At 44.6% G+C, this 21,287-nt stretch carries 18 protein-coding genes; 12 read left to right on the top strand and 6 right to left on the bottom strand.

The window, feature by feature from the left end; translation table 11 throughout:
• Positions 1–126: 126 nt before the first annotated feature.
• Both ACTD55_RS03550 and ACTD55_RS03545 read left to right on the top strand, forming a co-directional pair.
• The gene (locus ACTD55_RS03550; RefSeq protein ID WP_438862928.1) at positions 127–2,196 is read left to right on the top strand and encodes a TonB-dependent receptor; all 2,070 of its coding nucleotides are present in this window, start codon (positions 127–129) and stop codon (positions 2,194–2,196) included.
• Between the two features lie 18 nt (positions 2,197–2,214).
• The gene (locus ACTD55_RS03545) at positions 2,215–3,273 is read left to right on the top strand and encodes a PepSY-associated TM helix domain-containing protein (protein WP_438862927.1); all 1,059 of its coding nucleotides are present in this window, start codon (positions 2,215–2,217) and stop codon (positions 3,271–3,273) included.
• A gap of 2 nt (positions 3,274–3,275) precedes the next feature.
• Here ACTD55_RS03545 and ACTD55_RS03540 read toward each other — a convergent pair whose 3' ends face one another.
• Positions 3,276–4,601 (bottom strand): serine hydrolase domain-containing protein, encoded by a 1,326-nt coding sequence (locus ACTD55_RS03540; RefSeq protein WP_438862926.1) that lies wholly within the window; start codon positions 4,599–4,601, stop codon positions 3,276–3,278.
• 9 nt (positions 4,602–4,610) lie between these two features.
• Complete coding sequence (gene djlA / locus ACTD55_RS03535) at positions 4,611–5,459, bottom strand: co-chaperone DjlA (protein ID WP_438862925.1); 849 nt, start codon at positions 5,457–5,459, stop codon at positions 4,611–4,613.
• 183 nt (positions 5,460–5,642) lie between these two features.
• Between djlA and ACTD55_RS03530 the strand changes: the two genes are divergently transcribed.
• The 7 genes from ACTD55_RS03530 (at position 5,643) to ACTD55_RS03500 (ending at position 14,407) form a co-directional block, all read left to right on the top strand.
• Entirely contained in the window at positions 5,643–7,853 is a 2,211-nt protein-coding gene (locus ACTD55_RS03530; protein ID WP_438862924.1) for an LPS-assembly protein LptD, read from the top strand.
• A 10-nt stretch (positions 7,854–7,863) separates the two neighbouring features.
• A complete protein-coding gene (gene surA / locus ACTD55_RS03525) occupies positions 7,864–9,153 on the top strand; it encodes a peptidylprolyl isomerase SurA (protein WP_438862923.1) in 1,290 nt (429 codons plus the stop codon).
• Between the two features lie 25 nt (positions 9,154–9,178).
• Positions 9,179–10,156 (top strand): 4-hydroxythreonine-4-phosphate dehydrogenase PdxA, encoded by a 978-nt coding sequence (gene pdxA, locus ACTD55_RS03520; protein WP_438862922.1) that lies wholly within the window; start codon positions 9,179–9,181, stop codon positions 10,154–10,156.
• Positions 10,153–10,962: a 16S rRNA (adenine(1518)-N(6)/adenine(1519)-N(6))-dimethyltransferase RsmA gene (gene rsmA, locus ACTD55_RS03515; protein WP_438862921.1), complete on the top strand. Its 810-nt coding sequence runs from the start codon at positions 10,153–10,155 to the stop codon at positions 10,960–10,962. Before pdxA ends, rsmA begins: the two co-directional genes overlap by 4 nt.
• The gene (apaG, locus tag ACTD55_RS03510) at positions 10,959–11,342 is read left to right on the top strand and encodes a Co2+/Mg2+ efflux protein ApaG (RefSeq protein ID WP_438862920.1); all 384 of its coding nucleotides are present in this window, start codon (positions 10,959–10,961) and stop codon (positions 11,340–11,342) included. Before rsmA ends, apaG begins: the two co-directional genes overlap by 4 nt.
• Before the next feature lie 13 nt (positions 11,343–11,355).
• Positions 11,356–12,159, top strand: a complete 804-nt coding sequence (locus ACTD55_RS03505; RefSeq protein ID WP_438862919.1) for a symmetrical bis(5'-nucleosyl)-tetraphosphatase — start codon at positions 11,356–11,358, stop codon at positions 12,157–12,159.
• 223 nt (positions 12,160–12,382) lie between these two features.
• Positions 12,383–14,407, top strand: coding sequence for a methyl-accepting chemotaxis protein (locus tag ACTD55_RS03500; RefSeq protein WP_438862918.1), 2,025 nt, complete (start codon positions 12,383–12,385; stop codon positions 14,405–14,407).
• 191 nt (positions 14,408–14,598) lie between these two features.
• On the opposite strand, the gene folA is transcribed toward ACTD55_RS03500, so the two are convergent.
• The 4 genes from folA to rplU all read right to left on the bottom strand — a co-directional run bounded on the left by folA (position 14,599) and on the right by rplU (position 17,034).
• Positions 14,599–15,087 carry a type 3 dihydrofolate reductase gene (folA, locus tag ACTD55_RS03495; protein ID WP_438862917.1) on the bottom strand — a complete coding sequence of 163 codons (489 nt, stop codon included), beginning with the start codon at positions 15,085–15,087 and terminating at the stop codon, positions 14,599–14,601.
• Positions 15,088–15,101: 14 nt separating this feature from the next.
• Positions 15,102–16,262 (bottom strand): Obg family GTPase CgtA, encoded by a 1,161-nt coding sequence (gene cgtA / locus ACTD55_RS03490; RefSeq protein ID WP_438862916.1) that lies wholly within the window; start codon positions 16,260–16,262, stop codon positions 15,102–15,104.
• A gap of 187 nt (positions 16,263–16,449) precedes the next feature.
• The gene (gene rpmA, locus ACTD55_RS03485; protein WP_416305998.1) at positions 16,450–16,707 is read right to left on the bottom strand and encodes a 50S ribosomal protein L27; all 258 of its coding nucleotides are present in this window, start codon (positions 16,705–16,707) and stop codon (positions 16,450–16,452) included.
• A 15-nt stretch (positions 16,708–16,722) separates the two neighbouring features.
• Positions 16,723–17,034 (bottom strand): 50S ribosomal protein L21, encoded by a 312-nt coding sequence (rplU, locus tag ACTD55_RS03480; RefSeq protein WP_438862915.1) that lies wholly within the window; start codon positions 17,032–17,034, stop codon positions 16,723–16,725.
• 217 nt (positions 17,035–17,251) lie between these two features.
• On the opposite strand from rplU, the gene ispB reads away from it, so the two are divergent.
• The 3 genes from ispB to ACTD55_RS03465 all read left to right on the top strand — a co-directional run bounded on the left by ispB (position 17,252) and on the right by ACTD55_RS03465 (position 21,248).
• Positions 17,252–18,223 (top strand): octaprenyl diphosphate synthase, encoded by a 972-nt coding sequence (gene ispB / locus ACTD55_RS03475; protein ID WP_438862914.1) that lies wholly within the window; start codon positions 17,252–17,254, stop codon positions 18,221–18,223.
• A 165-nt stretch (positions 18,224–18,388) separates the two neighbouring features.
• Positions 18,389–19,414, top strand: coding sequence for a DUF4380 domain-containing protein (locus tag ACTD55_RS03470; protein WP_438862913.1), 1,026 nt, complete (start codon positions 18,389–18,391; stop codon positions 19,412–19,414).
• A 103-nt stretch (positions 19,415–19,517) separates the two neighbouring features.
• On the top strand, positions 19,518–21,248 hold the full coding sequence (locus ACTD55_RS03465; RefSeq protein WP_438862912.1) for a DUF5597 domain-containing protein: 1,731 nt from the start codon (positions 19,518–19,520) through the stop codon (positions 21,246–21,248).
• The last annotated feature ends 39 nt before the right edge of the window (positions 21,249–21,287 follow it).

Here is a 21,287-nt window from a genome sequence, read left to right as displayed (position 1 = left end):
CGATAGTCACTTTTAGTGAATTTCAGCCAACATCAGTTGACTGAAATCAGTTCAATATGATTAAATACGAATTATTCTCAATGGCATTCTTGTCATCGTCCGTTTATTTACCCCTCAGGAAATTATATGTCCCGTTTTGTTTTATTGCCGCTAGCAGCGTTATCGTTTTATACATTAGCTAATGATAATCAGGAATTAGAAAAAATTGCCGTGACGGCGACGCGTGCTGCAGTACCTGTCAGCACTGTTCCTGCCACCGTCAGCGTGATCTCCCAACAGCAAATACAGCAACAATTGGCATTTACTCAAGACATATCGCAAATCCTTGGTAATTTACTACCGGCCTTTTCACCAAGCAGACAAAAGCTCACCTCCAGCGGTGAAACTTTACGCGGCCGCGAGCCACTGTATATGATTGACGGGGTACCGCAATCCAATCCACTTCGAAGCGGCGGACGCGATGGCAATACTATTGATCCAGCCATGATCGAGCGTATCGAAGTAATCCGCGGCTCAAACGCCATTCAGGGCATGGGTGCCAGTGGCGGTATTATCAATATTATTACCAAATCCGCGGGGGACAATCCCCATCAAGTGGCCGCTGGTTTTTCCACCCCAACATCCGGTGGCAGTGATAGCCAGAGCATGAAAGCCAGCTATTTATTTAGCCATGGCGATAATAACAACGGCCTGGTGGCCGGTGTGTCCATGCGGACAACCGGGATGTATCGCGACGCTAACGGTGAGCTTATCGGTATCGATTCCACTCAGGGCGACACTATGGACTCGGATAGCCTCGATGTGTTTGTAAAATACACTGCCCAGTTGGATAAAGAGCAAAGCCTGCAATGGATGGTAAATCATTACAATATTGAAGGTAATGGGGATTACCAGCCGGTTGTCGGTGATGTTGATAATGGCGTACCGGCTACCTCCATTGAGGGCGAGCCTGAAGGCGGCGCGCCGCGTAACAGAGTCACCACCAGTTCGCTGGATTATCAACACCAGAATGTGTTTGGTGGACAGCTCAGCTGGCAGCTGTTTTATCAGGATTTTGCTGCATTATATGGTGGCAGTGCCGCTGGTACCTTTCAGGATCCGGACTATGGTGACAATCTGTTTGATCAGTCGCAAAATAAATCGAAAAAACTCGGTAGCCGTCTAACCTGGTTTAAGGGCAATTGGGGCGGTAGTCATCTGGATGTTATTTCCGGTATTGACTGGTTGCAGGACGAAACCTTTCAGGAATTGGCGATCACCGGACGTAAATGGGTACCTGAAACCCAATTTAATAATATCGCGCCTTTTGCACAATTACGCTTTCGGGGTGTTGATAATCTGACCCTCAGTTACGGCGTTCGCTATGAATACGGTAAATTGAAGGTCGACGATTTCACCACCCTAGCCTCATATAACAGCACCTTTGTTGAGGGCGGTTCCCCCAGCTTTAACGAGTTACTCAACAATGCCGGGATAGTCTGGCAAACCACGCCAGAACTGCGTTTATACGCCAGTTACAGTGAAGGTTTTAGCATGCCGGATGTTGGCCGGGTACTGAGGGGCATCAATGTCGCTGGCTTGTCAGTTAGCAGCTTTTTGGATCTGCAACCGGTGATTTCTGACAACCGTGAAGTTGGTTTTGAATACACTAACAATTGGTTGCATTTGCAATCCAGCTACTTTCAATCGGATTCTGATTTAGGCTCACGTCTGGCCGCCAATGCTGATGGTATTTATAGCGTTAAACGTGAGAAGACCGAAATTGCCGGATTCGAAACCGATGGGCAAATTTTTATCGACAACACGACAATTGGCGCCACCTATGCCAGAGCGGCTGGCCAATACGACGGTGATCAGGACGGTGTCGTCGAAACTGATTTGGGCGGAGTCAACATTGCTCCACAAAGACTCAACCTGTACTGGATGCAACAGTGGTCAAACGGGTTAAGCAGCCGGTTACAACTGAATATGTTGTTCGATATGAACTTTAACAGCGGTAATGACTTCGATGGTTATAATAGCGTTGATTTAGCCATCAATTATCAACACGATCAGTACGGCCTGTTTTCACTAGGACTGGATAATCTGACCGACAAGCAGTATATCGGCTATTATGCCCAGACCAATGGCGCAAATAACCGCTACTTCGCAGGCACAGGACGTACTCTGAGTCTGAACTGGCAACATTCATTCTAAACGACGTCGCATAGATAGATGATAATAAAACTGCATCGCTGGCTTGGCTGGCTAATCGGGATCTGGTTTGTATTGGTCAGCCTTAGCGGTGCGGTTTTACTGTATAAGAACACCTTGTTGCAATGGCAATATCCGTCACTGGCGGCCAGTCAACCGGTTAGCAATATTAGTCACTGGGGACCGTTGCTCAACCGGTTACAGCAGGATCCCCAATACCGTTCGGTAAGACTTCCTTCGGCCGATGCACCATGGCTAGACGTTACGACTTATTCCGGTGAACACCATTACTTTAATCAACAGTTCCAATCTATATTAGTCCGTTCTCCCCATGGCGACTGGATTGACTGGTTATACGATTTTCACCTGCACTTATTATTGGCCGATCTGGGTCACGATATCCTCGGTTTTGTAGGGTTATTCACTTTTGTGCTGATTGTCAGTGGCTTGATCCGTTGGTGGCCCAGACATTGGCACTGGCGACTATGGCGTTTGTCCTGGCAAGGAAACTGGTTTCGGATTGCGCGGCAATGGCATAGCGCTACTGCCAGTGTATTCGCTCCATTATTATTACTAAGTGTGATTAGCGGTACATTAGTGATCTACAGTTCTATTACCAAAAGCAGTTTGTCATGGCTGTTTACCGATCCCGCTCCGCCTGCGCCGGTTAAATTAGTTGCTCCCTTCCCGGTAGGACAAACAAACTGGCAAAGCATGTTAACCCTTGCGCAGCAACATTGGCCACAAGCTCAATTCCGCCTATTCCGATTACGTGCAGGAGCGAACAGCCCGGTATCATTTAGAGCCAGAGATAAAGATGAGTGGCACCCCAATGGCCGCAGTGTACTAATACTGGATCCAGCGGATGGTCAGGTATTACGGAGCACCTTATCGAATCAGTTGGGTACAGGACAGGAACTTAATAACAAACTCTATCCATTACATGTGGCGTCAGTCGGGGGAAACCTGTTTAAATTGGCTTTATTCATTAGCGGATTAATCCCTACTTTATTACTATTCAGCGGCATAGCTTATAGTCTCTGTCGCCGTAAAAAAGAACGGATAAAATCCTCTGCATAACCCTATTGCAACAGCGCGGCAAAATTTGTCGCCATAGGATAAGAACCGGACGTCCATCCCAAACGTACCAAAACGGTTTGCTTAGATGGAATAATCATCACGGCCTGTTGTCGATTCCCGTTCATGGCATACGCATCAGCGGGTAACTCTGGCCAGCGCAATTGTCTTGTACCACGATTAAGCCAAAACTGATAACCATAGCGGGGGTCATCACTATGATTAGGGGAACTGGCCTGTTCTACCCAAGCTTTAGGCAGCAATTGCTGACCATTAAACTCACCTTGATTGAGCATTAATTGGCCTAATACGGCCCAATCTAGAGCTGAAGCATAAATATAGGAACTGCCAACCCAAACACCACTAGGATCGGGTTCAAACACCGTATGACTCATGCCCAATGGAGCCAATAGTTGCTGATGCAAAAAATCCAGTTGGGCTTGTACCGTGCCACCCGCTCTTTGAAATAGTAAACGAGCAATCAAATTAGCGGTACCTGATGAATAGGAGAAATGTGTTCCGATTGGCAACATTAACGGACTTTGCATCGCTACCTCTGAGGCACTATGAGCACTGAACAACATGCGAGTGGAATCCGTGCCCGGTGCATAGGTTTCATCAAACTCCAGACCCGAGCTCATTTGTAATAAATTCTCTAAACTTATCTGCGCCCTATCATCCTGTTGCCACTGGTCGAACAGGTGTGTTTCATCGGTGCTCAGCATATCCAGTTGTTGCATGCGACCCTGAAGCATGGCGGTCAGACTTTTGCCCATCGACCAACCGAGTAAAGGCGTATTCTCGTCAATGCCGGGAGCATAAGCCTGAGCAACCACCTGCCCATTTTTAACCATCAACAGGGCACGAGTCTGATAACCAGCCCGATTATCCTGCTGCAGCATGGCATTTATTCTATCTTGCAAATTCACGTCCACAACAACAGGCAATCCCTTCGAAGTGGTTTGAAGTGGTGGTATGGTCACCCTATCTAGTGCGCTGGTATCACCAATATCTAATGTACAACCCAATCCGGGTCGATAGGTGGCGGTGGTTTCGGCCATGCCTAACAAACTGGCAGTCACCTGGTTTTTAGTCTCATCATAATCAATATCAAGTAACTGATTGGCTGGTGAATAAGACGCCAAATCAGTCAGATTTTGCCTATCATCAAACCCCGATACAAAATGTCCGGAACAGGCCAGTTTTGCCCCCATTCCGGTAGAGACGTCAATGGCATCACCTAGCGACCATAGCGAAAAACCTAACCATCGAGGCATCACCAAACTCAGTAAAGCAATAATCGCCAGCAAAATAACCAGTATTTTTTTCATTGTTAAACTCTATTTTTGTTGTTTAATCAGCTCGTAGGCCGCTTGAATATCTTGTGTCTTGGCTTTGGCGATTTCCATTGCCTGTTTGGGTAAACCTTTGGATACCAATTTATCCGGATGATGTTCACTCATCAATTTACGATAGGCTTTTTTAATATCTGCTGCAGAATCTGATTTTTTCACGCCGAGAATACGATAAGCATCATCAAGTGACTCAGTGCGGCCATAAGCCGCTTGCTTTTGTTGGCGCTGACGATAGTGTTGTTGACCCGCTTGGCCTCGGCCTTGTCGAAAGCGTTGTTCTGCTTCGTATATCGACAGCAAATAAAGCAATTCATTTTCGCGAAATCCCAGGATCCTCGCTGCCGTTTCCAACACTCGCTGTTCTTCCGAGTGTAATTTACCATCGGCATAAGCGGCTTGGATGAGTATTTCCAAAAACACCTGCATAATATCGCGACGACCATGACAGGACTCTTTAAATTCCAGTAAAATATCCTTCACCGGAAAATCAGCAGCTTTGCCCTCATTAAACGCCTGTTGAGCTTCGCGACGAATATCACCCTGCAAATTCATTTGATCCATCAAGTTGCTTGCCATCAGGATCTCGTCTTTAGTCACCTTGCCGTTGGCTTTAGCGACATGACCGATCAACGAAAATAGTGCATGAAAGAAAATAGCTTGCTTACGTAATTCATTAGAGCTGGAAAAAAAGCGACCAAAGCCCCCCATTTGATCGAAATCCTGACTGTAACCACGATCGAACATATGGCCGACAATAAAACCCAATATAGCACCAGCAATCCGGCCAAACATAAAGCCAAACAAGGTTCCCAGCACTTTTCCCCAAATCCGCATTATCGGCCTCCAAAAGTTTGGCAAATGAATTGTTTGTCATGCGCATGTTATACCAAAGCCCCCCTAGATTAGAAGTTTGGCATTATTTGCGAACTTTACTGGTAAATTCCGCTGAAACCCTTAAAATCTGTAGCCTGATTCGCCCGCCAAGGCCTTTTGCCCTGTTAAATATTTTAACTCAGTATGAAATGTAACCAGTTAGTCACTTTATCATTGCTTAGTCTGAGCGTTGTTACTTACGCTCAGGATAACCAGTGTCCGGTGCCAATGGATTCATCTGATTTACAGTTAAGGGATGTGGGTACAGGCCTTGAAGTAAAAGCATTAAGTACCTCAGTAAAGCAAAATAGTCTGGCAAAGTTTGCCGGAAAAGTGCAAATAATTAGTGATAGTGCACAAATTAAGGCTCAACAAGCCCGAATCGACAAAATTAGCCAGCAATTGAATGCCAGTGGCAATATCCGTTATCAAGACAAGCAACTTAAAGTCAGCAGCGAAGATGTGCAGTTGGACTTTCAGTCCGGTGAGCTCTCTCTGGACAAGACCGAATATCGCATGCTGGGAATCAGTGGGCGAGGCAACGCACAACGTATAGAACTCAGTAAAGAAGAAGGCATTAAACTTGAAGATGTGAGTTTTACTACCTGCCCGGCAGGACAGGAAGACTGGCAAATGGTGGCTAGCACTATTCAACTTCGTCCAGGGGAAATATGGGGTGAAGCCAAAAATGCTCGCTTTTATTTAATGGACGTACCTGTTTTTTATTTGCCTTATTTTCGTTTTCCAGTCACCGATCAACGCCAATCGGGTTTGCTGTTCCCCAAAATATCCAGTTCCGATAGTACCGGTTTAAGTTATGAGCAACCATTGTATTGGAATATCGCGGATAATTATGACATGACATTCTCGCCGCGCGCGATGGTAAGCAGAGGGGTACAGCTTAAGACTGAGTTCCGCTATTTAACCGAACAACAAAGCGGCCAGATAGATCTTGAATACCTGCAACATGATCGCCGCGAACTGAATGAAGATCCCCGCTATTTTTATCGATTTATTCATAAAGGCAATTTTGCGCCTGGTTGGCAGGTTAATATCAATATTAACGGGATCAGTGATGACAACTACATTGTTGATCTAGACTCGGATTTTTATAGTCGTGCCGATACCCATTTATACCGTAATGCAGGCATTCAATATCACAATGAAAATTTATCCTTCAGTGCTGATTTGCGGGATTTTCAGCTCATTGGTAATCACCCTGATAGTTATCGAGCGCTACCAGAACTTAAACTGGATTATATCCAACCTTGGTTTAGCGATGTAGATTTCAGTTTACATAGCGAATTAACCTATTTTGACAGTGCCGAAGAAGGAGCATCTGCAGCGACCCGTTTTCATATTGCACCTAGTTTGCGATGGTCCAAATTTGAAAACTGGGGGGAATTTACTGCTGAGGCCACATTATTACAAACCAATTATCGCCAACAAAATGGTGAACAATATGGGTTGGATGAACAGGTAAGCAGAACTATTGGCCGAGGTCGTTTATACGGAGCGATGAATTTTGAACGACCCAGTAACTGGTTTGGCAACAGTATTACTCAAACTTTAGAGCCTAAAATCCAATATTTATATACCAGTTACCAAGATCAAACCAATATAGGGTTGTATGATACCACCCGCTTGCAAAATAACTTTGCCGGTTTGTTTCGTGGCCAGGAATTCACCGGACTGGATCGGATCAGCGACACCAATCAAATTACGCTGGGTTTAACCAGCCGTTTTTTGGATGAAAACGATGAAGAACAATTCCGTCTGAGCATTGGGCAAATATTTTATCTGGCAGATAATCGGGTCCTTGAAGCACACAAAGATACCAATCGATCCGCATTAGCCGGTGAACTGGATTGGAAACTGGGCAGTAAATGGTTTATGCACAGTGAAGTGCAAATGGACAGTACCAGTAACAAGTTGGATAAAAGCAGTTTGTCACTAGACTACCAACTGGCCGAAAACAAGCTGATACAAATATCTCATCGTTATGTTCGTGAACTTTCTGGTGAACAAATTGACCAATTAGGCGTAACAGCCAGCTGGCCGATCAATCAGAATTGGCATTGGGTTGGCCGATGGTATAAAGATATGACGAGTCACCGTACCATTGAGAGTTATGCTGGCGTACAATACGAATCCTGTTGTTGGTCAATCCAATTTGTTAGCCAGCGTTATTTGAATAACAGATTTGATCAAACCGGTGGACAAAGTACCAATACCTTTGAATCCGGCATTGCATTGAAATTTATATTTAAGGGTATGGGTGGCGGAAATTCCGCCCGTGCATTATTGAATGACGGTTTATTTGGATACCGTCAGCCTTACTTTCTGAATGAGTAGAACAAAAAGTATGAAATTGAAATTCGCAAGTCTAGCCTTGATGGCATTTATTTCTTTCCATTCTGCAGCCAAGGTTGAAGAACTGGATCGAGTTGCAGTAATCGTTAATCAGGGTGTCGTACTGGAAAGCGAAATTGATGAATTGATTAATACGGTAAAACGCAATGCGTTAACCAATGATCAACAATTACCTAGCGATAAAGTACTACGTACCCAAGCCATTGAACGCTTGATCCTAACCAGCTTGCAAATGCAAATGGCAGACCGAATGGGTATCCAGGTCAGCGATCCTCAATTGGAGCAAACCATTGCCAACATGGCCAAAGAAGAAGGCCAAACCATGGAACAGTTGAATGCAAACCTTAAAAAGGAGGGCATCAGCTACGATAACTACCGCGAGGAAGTCCGCAAAGAACTGATTACCGGTGAAGTCCGTCGCGCCAACGTGCGTCGTCGAATCTATATTACTCCGCAAGAAGTAGAAAGCCTGACCAAATTAATGGATCAACAAGGTGAAGAACAAGTTGAATATCATCTGGGCCATATTTTGATCGGACTGCCATCACAGCCCACACCTGAAGATGTAGAGCAAGAACGAGGGCGCGCCGACAAAGTTTTAGAACTGTTAAACAATGGCTCTGATTTTGGCAAAATTGCAGTAGCATCATCAGCCGGTTCCAACGCGTTGGAAGGTGGTGATTTGGGTTGGTTAAACGTCAATGCCATGCCCACTCTCTTTGCTGAAGCCATTCAGGGGAAACAGAAAGGCGATTTAATTGGCCCTATTCGCAGTGGTGCAGGATTTCATATTCTGAAAATTATGGATATTCGTGGTCAACAAAAAGTGGAAGTGACCCAGGTTAATGCACGTCATATATTGATCAAACCCTCCGTTATTCTTAGCGATAAAAAAGCCGAAAGCATGCTACTTGAGTTCCGCAAAAAACTCATCGCTGGTGAAATTGATTTTGCCGAAACAGCTAAAAAATATTCCGAAGATCCTGGCACAGCCTTAAAAGGCGGAGAATTAGGCTGGGCAGATCCAGAAGTATATGCTCCCGCGTTTAAAGATGCGCTTAGCCAGCTGGATAAAGACGAATATTCAATGCCGTTTCGTTCACAGTTTGGCTGGCACTTGGCCCAACTGATTGATCGTCGTGTTGAAGATGCCAGTGAAAAGCGTAAACAGGACAAAGCTTATCAGTTATTGTTTAATCGTAAGTTTGCCGAAGAAAGTGACGCCTGGATGCGTGAAATACGCGATGAAGCGTATATTGAGATTGTGAACGCACCGAACTAATTATCCCAAGTTCAGGTTAGATAATATGACTTTGAAAATTGCCATTACACCGGGAGAACCGGCAGGAATCGGTCCTGATCTGGTAATTGAACTCGCGCAACAAAAGTGGCCCGTGCAACTGGTGGTATTTGCTAACAAAGCGTTGCTGCTTGAACGCGCTAAATTACTGAATCGTAGTATTGTATTGCACGATTATCACCAGCAAGATGCGATACAGGCGCAAGGCGAGTTATTTGTAGTGGATATTCCACTGCATTCAACCGTAGTGGCGGGACAGTTAAATTCTGATAATGGTCAATATGTAGTGGAAACACTGCGCCAGGCTTGTGAACAAAATATTCGTGGTGATTTTGATGCGGTCGTCACCGGTCCGGTGCATAAAGGTATTATCAATCAGGCCGGTATTTCCTTCAGTGGTCATACCGAGTATTTTGCCATGCAGTCGAATACCACAGATGTGGTAATGATGTTAGCTACCGAAGGCTTGCGAGTCGTTTTGGCAACCACCCATATTCCGTTAGCTTATGTTTCCCGAGCCATTACCGAAGACAGATTACGCAAAGTCATCGGGATTGTGAATCATGACCTAAAACAGAAATTTGCGATTGAGCAACCTCATATCTATGTCTGTGGACTGAATCCTCATGCGGGCGAAGATGGCCATATTGGCCGCGAAGAGCTGGATGTGATTATTCCAACCCTAGACGCCTTGCGCAGTGAAGGTATTAACCTCACCGGTCCATTACCTGCGGATAGTTTGTTTCAACCTAAATACATGCAACAGGCTGATGCCATTCTGGCGATGTATCACGATCAAGGCTTACCGGTATTAAAGTACAAAGGCTTTGGGGCGTCGGTCAATATCACCTTAGGCTTGCCTTTTATTCGCACCTCGGTTGATCATGGCACTGCGCTGGATTTGGCCGGCAGCGGACAAGCCGATTGCGGAAGTTTTATCTATGCACTACAGCAAGCCATTGAACTGGCGGAGAAAAAACTGTGAGTAAAACCCATCTGGGACATACCGCCAGAAAACGTTTTGGTCAGAACTTTTTACACGACCAATATGTGATCGATCAAATTGTGTCAGCTATTGCCCCAACTCGCGAGCAAACTATGGTGGAAATTGGACCAGGCTTGGGCGCGTTAACCGAACCGGTCTGCGAGTTAATTGATCAATTAAATGTAATAGAGCTGGATAGGGATTTAGCCAAACGTCTGAAAACCCATCCTTTTATTGCCAGCAAACTCAATGTTATAGAAGCCGATGCACTAAAATACGACTTTAATCAATTGATCCAAGCCGGGCGACCAATCCGGGTATTTGGCAATTTGCCTTACAACATTTCTACGCCACTAATGTTTCATCTGTTCAGTTTTGCTGACAAAGTCCAGGATATGCACTTTATGTTGCAAAAAGAGGTGGTAAACCGACTCGCCGCCACACCAGGTAACAAAAATTACGGGCGCTTATCCGTGATGGCGCAATATCATTGTCAGGTTATTCCGGTTATCCATGTCCCACCTGGGGCCTTTAATCCACCACCTAAAGTCGATTCAGCCGTGGTGCGATTAATTCCCCATCAGACTAAACCCTATCCGGTTAGCAATGAGGCATTATTAAACCAGGTATGTGCTGCCGCATTTAACCAACGGCGTAAAACCCTGCGTAACAGTTTGAAGAAAGAGCTCAGCGAAGCGGAAATCCTACAGCTCGGTATTAATCCTGAACTACGAGCAGAAAACTTGTCTTTAGCTGACTACGCTGCGCTGGCCAACTTTATTCACCAAAAAGAATCAAACACGTGACTCAAACGACCGAAAACGACATCAATATTAGCGTTAAAACCGCGTTTTTAGCCGATCATCCTGTAGCAGAAGAAGGCAAGTATGCTTTCGCTTACTTTATCTCGATTGAAAATAACGGCTCACAAAGCGTGCAATTACTGAATCGTTATTGGCTCATCACCGATGGCAATGGCAAAGCCAGCGAAGTCAGTGGGCCAGGAGTCGTCGGTGAACAACCCCATATCGCCCCCGGACACACACATCAGTATAATAGTGGTGCGATTCTTGATACTCCGGTAGGTAGCATGCAAGGTTTTTATGAAATGCAACGACCTGATGGTTCAGTGTTTCAGGCTCCTATTCCCCTGTTCAGCCTGGCTGTTCCCAGCTTAATTAACTAACCGGGCATCCGAAGTGGCGAATTTTATCGTAGGGGATATACAAGCCTGCTTTACTCCCCTTAAAAAACTACTCGATAAAGCCAACTTTGATCCTCAGCAAGATAAATTATGGGCCGTCGGTGATTTAATCGGCCGGGGGCCAGAAGCCCTTCAGACGCTTCAATACTTAATGGCACTGGGCGACAGTTTTGACTGTGTATTAGGTAATCATGATTTACATTTTTTAGCCGTTAGCCAACAACTTAAAAGCAACAAAGCAGAATACGGATTTAATCAATTACTTGATGCGCCAGAGTTGCCCCTCATTGTTAAATGGTTACGAAAAAAGCCGTTAGCCCAAAAAATATGTAAGGGTCACTTACTAGTGCATGCTGGTCTTTACCCGGGTTGGACGATTAAACAGGCGGTCAAGTTAAGCAAAGAAGTCAGTGAGCGTTTACAATCGCCAGAATGGATAACTTTACTAGCACAAATGTATGCCAATACACCAACGCAATGGTCTGATAAGTTAGAGGGAATCGAGCGTAGTCGGTTTATTATCAATGCCATGACCAGAATGCGCTTTGTAACACTCAAGAATGAATTAAACTTTTCAGTCAAAGCCTCATTGCAAGATGCCCCAAAAAATCTCTTGCCCTGGTTTAAACATCCCGCTCAAAAGCTGAAAAAACATCAAAAAATACTGTTTGGCCACTGGGCCGCGTTACTCGGGGTGACAGATTCAAAACAACATATTGCATTAGATACAGGTTGTATTTGGGGCAACCAACTAACCTTGCTTAAATTAGAAACTGATCAGTATTATTCTGTAAACTAAAAGCAGTTTAACCCCGTCCAATGCCTAAAACTGCGCTGTAAGAGCTAACCAGTCTATTCAAGTTAAATAGTAAAGATTCAAAATAACTTGCCGATACAATGAGTTGCGGGTTTATCCTCGACGAACAATTGTCAAATAGCGGGTAAACCTTCATTTAGTGGCCGAATAATTGTAATATCTACAACTATTTTTTATAAACTAGTAACGAATATCAGGAGTATTGATGAAAATTACGGTAGCAATGCGAGTATTTGGTGGGTTCTTAATTATTACCCTCTTATTATTTGCCATTAGTATCTCCTCGCTAGTCAATTTAAGTTCGATTGACTCAGCCACTGAAGAAGTTAACTCACTGGCACTGCCCACGGTATCTGGCAGCAATCAATTAAAAGTCAATTTTTTAACCTTGAGCAAGCTGACTATCACAGGTTTTTACGAAACCGATTTGACGTTATTGAATCAAGAATTAAGTGCCTTTCAAACTAGCCAAGCCGAGTTTGAAAGCAAATTGACCAATTTAAAGTCAGTCGTCGCCGACCAACCGCAATTAAATCAATCACTGGAAGTCGTCAGCAAGGTTTATCAACAATATAAAGCCAATGTAGCCAAGATGTTTGATAACCGTAAAGCCGACCTAGAAAGCGCCAGAGCGATTAGTGAGCAGATTGCAACGATTGAAGAAAATACCGAAGATACGTCAACATTGTTACTCGATTTCTCTGATTCCGATGCAGTACAGTCTAATGCTGCATTAGCTAAAGCCGCTAAAATTGGCGAAGATATGGAAACCAATCTGATGTCATTGGTGGCTGTCAGTACTGATTATTCCAAAGCCAAAACGCTGACAAAAGCAGAAACTGTTGGTAATGAATTAAAAATCAAAATGACCGATGTGCTGGAAAAACATCAAGCCATTACCCAAGCTGCGGGCGGGAATGACTCTACCGGGATGTTGTCTGATGTAAATGAGATGATCGCTTCACTAAGCCAGACACTGAATGGCCCTAACGGGTTGGTAAAAAGCCAGGTCAATCGTTTGAACCAGCAGATCGCCGCAGAAAAGGCGCTAGCCGACTCTGAAAACAACATCATTACGGCCATTACCGATATTGATAAGTTACTGGATTTAGCTGATCAAAAATCTCAACAAATCAAAACACTAGTAAACGATTCCGTGAGCAGCGGCACAATGGTTACCTATACGGCAATGATTATTTCCGCTATAGCAGCTTTCTTTATTTCAACTTTTAGTGTCCGTGCGATTACCGTTCCGTTAAACAAAGTTAACGATATGCTAAAAGTAGTATCGAGCGGTGATCTGACACAAAAACTGGATGACTCTTCTGACGATGAATTCGGTACATTAGCGACTAACTGTAATAATTTGGTTGATAGCCTGAAAGAACTCATTGCGGGTATCAGCTCTCGTGCCACTCAATTAGCCGCTGCTTCTGAGGAAACCTCAGCGGTGACGATGGAGACAACCAACTCGATTCAGGAACAGAAATCTCAGGTTGCTCAAGTAGCCACCGCTACCGCAGAAATGAACAGCACGTCTGAATTAGTTACCCAAAATGCGGAAGATACCTTGAATCAAATTCGTAATGCAGACAACGAAGCAGAACGAGTTAAGAAAATTTCTGAAGAAAACAAAAATACCATACTGGATTTGGCGCGCGAAGTCGAAGCAGCAGCCGATGTGATTAATAAGCTACATCAGGACAGCGCTAGCATTGGTGGAATTTTGGATGTTATCCGTGGAGTCGCAGATCAAACCAACCTGTTAGCCCTGAATGCAGCGATAGAAGCTGCCCGTGCCGGCGAACAAGGCCGAGGCTTTGCCGTGGTAGCAGATGAAGTCAGAACACTGGCTAGTCGCACTCAGGAATCAACTCAAGAAATCCACGCCATGATTGAAATGCTACAAGCTGGAGCGGAAAAAGCCGTATCCGTAATGCAGCAAGGTAAAAAACAGACTGAGTTATGTGTTGGCCAAACCGAAACCGCAGCACAAGCACTCAATTCAATTACCGATGCGGTGCATAAAGCTTACGACGTCAGTGCTCAAATTGAGCAATCTGCCCGTGAGCAAAACCAGGTATCTCAGGAAATTAGTGAGAAACTGGAAAGTATTGTGTCAATTGCTGAACATACTGTACAAGGTGCCGAACAAACTTCTGACTCCAGCCATGAAGTGGCGAAATTGGCCGAAGAATTACAAGAGTCTATACGCCAGTTCCGAGTGTAGCCACTCGACAACAGTCACGAGCTAAAAACAAAAATCCCGCTAAATTAGCGGGATTTTTTTATAGATTTAGATAAACATTTGGAGCCCGAAACTCGTAGCTCGTAGCTCGTAGCTCGTAGCTCGTAGCTCGTAGCTCGTAGCTCGTAGCTCGTAGCTCGTAGCTCGTAGCTCGTAGCTCGTAGCTCAGAATATTATTGACGTTGCAATGTCACAAACCGATAAGCGTAAGGATTTTTATCGTCGGCACTATATTCCTGACACTCAATTTGCTGCCATGTGGCGGCTGTTTGGTAATCAGGAAATTGGGTATCACCATCTACGTTTAACTCAATTTCTGTAATATAAAGTCGCTGACATAATGGTAAAAAATGTTGATAGACCGTTCCTCCACCAATAATCATCACTTCATCAACAGGTCCAGCAACCATTAAGGCTTGTTCTGGTCCTGCAACCACGGTGGCGTCATCTGGTTTAAACGACGGATCACGACTAATCACTATATTTAACCGACCTGGCAAGGCTTTACCAATCGATTGGTAAGTTTTACGCCCCATCACTACCGGCTTGCCCAAAGTCGTGGCCTTAAAGTGCTTTAAATCCGCAGGTAAATGCCAAGGCATTTGATTATCCAAACCAATAATGCGGTTATTGGCCATCGCGGCAATCATTGAAATTAGCATGTTACTTCTCACGACTATTTTTGATAAATAACTTCAACATCATAATCGTCGTCATCAAAATCATCATCATCGTCGTCATCAAACGGCTCATCTGAGATAACTTGTTTATGATAATTATCCCATTTGAATTCAATTTCTTCCGGCGTTTGAGGAGCAACACTTTCAACTGGCAAGGTATCAATGAAATCCATAACGGCACGAGTTAACTCTTCAGTGCCCTGCTTTTGCAGTGCCGCCATTTGGAAATGCGGCTGCTGCCAATCCAATGCAGTTAATACTTTCTGACAGACTTCCTCTGCTTCCTCAGGTAACAATAAGTCCACCTTGTTAAATATTATCCAACGTGGTTTAGCTGCCAAAGCCGGATTATATTTCTCCAGCTCACCAATAATGGCCTGTGCATTGGTTACAGGATCACTGCCGTCTGCGGGCAAAACATCTATTAGATGTAACAGGACTCGGCACCGTTCAAGATGCTTTAAAAATTGGATACCTAATCCGGCACCATCTGCTGCACCTTCAATCAAACCGGGAATGTCGGCAATCACAAAACTACGCTGATTCTCTAAGCGAACCACACCCAGATTCGGTACTAATGTGGTAAATGGATAATCAGCAACTTTCGGTTTGGCAGCGGATACGGAACGGATAAACGTGGATTTTCCAGCATTGGGTAGCCCTAACAACCCTACATCGGCCAGCAACATTAATTCCAGTTTAAGGTTACGAATATCCCCGGGAGTGCCGTTGGATTTCTGTCTTGGTGTCCGGTTAGTACTACTCTTAAAACGAGCATTACCTAAACCGTGGAAGCCGCCTTTAGCCACCAACAATCTTTGTTGATGCGCCATTAAGTCGCCAAGCACTTCACCGGTATCCATATCAGTGGCACGGGTCCCTACCGGCACCAGCACTTCCAAATCACTACCACCTTTTCCGGTACAATTGGTACGTTGACCATTTTGACCACGTTCGGCACGATGAAAACGTTCAAAGCGATAATCGATGAGAGTATTCAGGTTTTCATCAGCAACCAGATAAACACTGCCGCCGTCGCCACCATCACCACCATCAGGACCACCTTTGGGAATGTATTTTTCCCGTCGAAAACTGACGATACCGTTACCACCGTCACCGGCTTCGACTCGAATATCAGCTTCATCTACAAATTTCATGCTGCACCTTATTGCCTGTCTCAGGTATTTGATTATGAACCTAAAACTATTCTGATCAACTTTGCCGACTTTAAATAAGCCGGCAATCATCCAGCCACGTGACCGATTGCTATGGCATATCGTCCATTGCTAGACATAAAAAACCCCGCAAGAGCGGGGTTTTTAAAAACACTTTTATAAATAAGGCTTATTCAGCAACAATACTTATAAATTTACGGTTTTTAGGACCTTTCACTTCAAACTTAACTTTACCTTCAGATAAAGCGAATAAAGTGTGATCTTTACCCAAACCTACATTGTCACCCGCGTGGAATTTGGTACCACGTTGACGAACTAAAATATTACCAGCCAATACTGACTCACCACCGTAACGCTTAACACCTAAACGTTTACTTTCTGAGTCACGACCGTTCCGGGTACTACCACCCGCCTTTTTGTGTGCCATCTTTACGTACTCCTATTAAGCGCTAATGCCAGTAATTTTGACTTCAGTGAACCACTGACGGTGGCCCATTTGCTTACGAGAATGTTTGCGGCGACGAAATTTTACAATTTTAATTTTATCACCACGACCATGAGTAACCACTTCAGCTGTTACTTTCCCGCCGTCAACATAAGGAGTGCCGATTTTTACGTCGTCACCATTACTTACCATCAAGATATTATCAAACTCGACAGACTCACCTGGCGCAACTTCGATCTTCTCTAGACGAACGGTTTGGCCTTCAGCCACACGGTGTTGTTTACCACCACTTTGGAAAACCGCGTACATATTAAACTCCGCTCTTTGCGCCATACAGGCGCTATTCGATTCATAAACAGGGCGCGAATTGTACGCGAACTACATTTTAGCCGCAAGCTTAAATTCGGATTTATTTTAACCACTTAGCTTAGGCCAAAGAGGTTTATTAATTCAGGGTAGATAAAGCACTCATTTTCTGTGAAAATCGCGGCTTAATTTTCCTAATTATACAGATTCTTTATTGCCTATGGAATTAGCTCGTATCCAGCAATTAGCCGAAGCTGATATGCAATCAGTTAACCAGCTAATACAACAGCAACTTAGTTCTGATGTCGCTCTAATCAATCAACTTGGTTTTTACATCGTTAACAGCGGAGGTAAACGACTTCGTCCTTTGTTAACCGTATTAGCGGCTCGCGCGATGGGGATCAACAATAATCAGCACCACACTTTAGCCGCCATTATTGAATTTATTCATACCGCCACCTTATTACATGATGACGTTGTGGATGAGTCCACCATGCGCCGCGGTAAAGAAACTGCCAATGCCTTATTTGGTAATCAGGCCAGCGTGCTGGTGGGGGATTTTTTATATACCCGTTCTTTCCAGTTGATGGTCAGCCTGAAACGCATGCGGGTAATGGAAATTCTGTCCGATTCCACTAATGTCATCTCCGAAGGCGAAGTATTGCAGTTAATGAACTGCAATGATCCCGATACCACCGAACAAAGTTATATGCAGGTGATCTACAGCAAAACCGCCCGTTTATTTGAAGCCGCCACCCAGCTTGCCGCCATCCTTACCGATCAATCGGCAGAAATTGAACTAGCGATGCAAAATTACGGCAAATATTTGGGAACTGCATTTCAGCTAGTGGATGACATTCTCGACTATGCCGCCGATGCCGACGAAATGGGCAAAAATGTTGGCGATGATTTAGCCGAAGGTAAACCTACCCTGCCACTTTTATATGCCATGTGGCACGGTAATTCGCAGCAGCAACAACTAATACGTGACGCCATTGAAAATAATAATGGTATGCAACATTTTGATGAAATAATCCAAGCGATGCAGCAAACAGGAGCATTGGATTACACTAAAAAAATGGCCTTAAAAGCCTCAAAACAAGCCATCGATGCGTTAACCCCACTAGCCAATTCTGACTATAAACAAGCGCTTATTGGCTTGGCTCATATCGCCGTTAATCGGGTCGCTTAACTATAAAAAGCATGGATGCTTGACTCTGTTCATCTTATCTTCGCCGTCACGGTTCAATATTCATAACCACGTTATATAAATTCGTACATCGACATCTCAACACCATAATGTTATCAATTTGTTAACTTCTCTTTATACATAATTCAATCTAAATCGGAATAGATTATGAGATGGACAAATTTGAGCTGGCTGCTGTTAAGTTTGCTTTCTGTTGGAATTAACGCGGATAGTTTTACCCAGATCATCTTAGACAATAAACAGCTTGAATTACACGTTACTCCGGCGGTGGGCGGACGGGTTATCGGCTTTAACCTTAAAGGTAAAGAAAATTTTATAAACGTGGGCAGTCCATATATTCAACATGTTCAACCCAGGGTAACTGCCACCGCCAACAATATTAGTTATTTGGGTCATATCGTCTGGATCGGCCCACAAAGTCAATGGTGGCGCAAACAACAACTTAATTTGCAACGTTATCAAGCATCAGCTGTGTGGCCGCCCGACCCCTATATTATTTATGCAGACAATAAAATCACTAGGCAGAACTCAACCGAACTTGATTTGGAAGGAATAAAAAGCCCTATTTCCGGTATGCAAATTAATAAACGTTTTTCGCTCGATCCGGCTAATCCTAATCAAGTTCGGTTAATTGCTACCGGCGAAAATATTAGTCAACAGAATCAGGCGTGGGACTTATGGTTTAATACCCGGGTCGATATCGGTACACAAGTCATCGTACCCGCTGCACAGCAAGATATTCGGCTCACCTCCTTTGAGAATGAGCATACCGGCCCGATTACCTATGAATATAGGAATCACTATCTTATTCTGGACAGCGCTCGATTTGATCGGCAAAAGTCAGCCAATCAGGGCAAGCTGTTTATTCAACCGCAACAGGGTTGGATGGCGGGCTATCGACATGGGCAACTATTTATCGTCCAGTTTCCTTTGGTTGCAAAAGGCAACATTCACCCTGACCAAGCCCAAGTTGAGCTTTATGCCAGTTACGTTGAGGAAGACATGCAACAAAGTCTGATCGAAATGGAACTGCATAGTCCGTTCATGAATTTAGCCCCCGGGGATACCAATCAGATTGAGGCAAATTGGTACCTTTTTGCCTACCCCGTCGATTTTACCCAAGGGCAAATTTTGGCTTTGCTAAACGATAAAGTCACCCAGCTTGATCAGTAATATATTTAATTCGACTGGCATTCTGTATAAAACTTATCTGAGTTTTCCAGATTGTTTTGCTGACTATTTTAGTCAACCACCAACATCGCAGGAATCATTGTTCATGCAGATCCACAATCAGCATTTCAGCACACCAAAGCTCGTTAAGATTTTGTTTTTCATGCTGTTACCACTGACTATCTTACCCGGTTGTAGTATCTCGGCAGGGGATCCGATTGTCAGCCAACAACATCCATTACCTGAGGTGGTCACTAAAAAAGGCAAACATGCCTTGATGGTAGACGGCAAGCCTTTTCTTATTTTGGGAGCACAAGCAAATAACTCGGCCAATTACCCGGCGGCTCTGGCGGATGTGTGGCCGGTAATCAATAAAATGCACGCCAATACACTGAGTATTCCGGTGGCCTGGGAGCAAATAGAGCCGATGGAAGGCCAGTTCGATTTCAGTTATCTGGATGCTTTATTGCAACAGGCCAGAGACAAAGGAGTCAGACTCAATCTGTTATGGTTCGCCACCTGGAAAAATAACGCCCCCCACTACGCGCCAGCTTGGGTCAAGCTGGACAATAAACGCTTCCCACGGGTGATTAAAAAAGACGGCGAGACTCTGAATTCGCTGTCCCCCATAAGTCGTAATACTCTTGAGGCCGATAAAAAAGCTTATCTACAGTTGGTCAAATATCTCAAGGCTAACGATCCACAACATACGGTGATAATGCTGCAGGTGGAAAATGAAGTAGGTACCTACGGTGCCAAACGGGATTTTTCAGCCGCTGCACAAGCCAAATTTAATCAGCCAGTGCCGGACGAGCTGATTAAAGGACTGGGCAAACAACCCGGCAGTTGGTCTGACGTTTTCGGCTCCGACGCCGACGAGTTTTTCCATGCCTGGTTTATTGGCCGTTATGTGGATGAAATTGCGGCAGCCGGTAAAGCGATTAAGAATTTACCGGTTAATGTGAATGTCGCCTTGCGTCATCCGGTACATCCCGGTGACGGCTATTCCATGGGTGGACCTACCGATAACGTACTGGATCTGTGGAAAATTGCCGCCCCCCATGTCGACATGATTACCCCGGATATTTACTTTCGCGATCACAAAACAGTAACCAAGGTACTGGACTTATATTCCCGTGACGACAATCCGTTGTTTGTATCCGAAATTGGCAATGACCAACCCTACGCCCGTTATTTCTTTTCTACTTTGGGTCAGCAAGGCATCGGCTTTGCCCCTTTTGGTATGGATTACACCGATTATGCCAACTACCCATTAGGTGCCAAACAGGTCAATGATGACACCATCGCCCCCTTTGCCGAAAACTACCGGTTAATGGCACCCTGGGCATCGGTATGGGCCAAACTCAGTTACGAAGGTGAAGTCTGGGGGGTATCAGAACCTTATGATACCTATAGCGAAAAACAGCAAGTGTGGAATGCGAATGCCAGCGATGAACAAAAAACGGCAGAAGTCGATCCGGCTAAATTAACCCAACATCTGGATTTGGGATTGTGGAACGCCGAAGTCACCTATGGACGCAAAATGTTCTGGATCGATCCACCGGTGGGGAATGATCCTGCTTCCGGTGGCGCGCTAATAGCCAAATTATCAGATAACGAATATCTGGTCACCGCCTATCGTGCCCGGGTCAGTTTCTCTACCTCAGATGAACTAAAAGATCAGCAGTTTATGATTGAACGGGTAGAAGAAGGTCACTTTGAAAATGATCAATGGATATTTGAACGGGTCTGGAATGGCGATCAAACCGATTGGGGGCTAAATTTTACCTCCCGACCGCATATTTTAAAAATCAAAATGGCGACCTATCAGCCATAAAGTAGGTTTGGCTAGTTAGCAGGATTCCAGCTATCTAGC

It is taken from the genome of Neptunicella sp. (assembly GCF_048268085.1).
Lineage (GTDB): Bacteria > Pseudomonadota > Gammaproteobacteria > Enterobacterales > Alteromonadaceae > Neptunicella.
The sequence above is the reverse complement of the archived record's forward strand: the minus strand, read 5'-3'. Positions and strand labels throughout refer to the sequence as shown.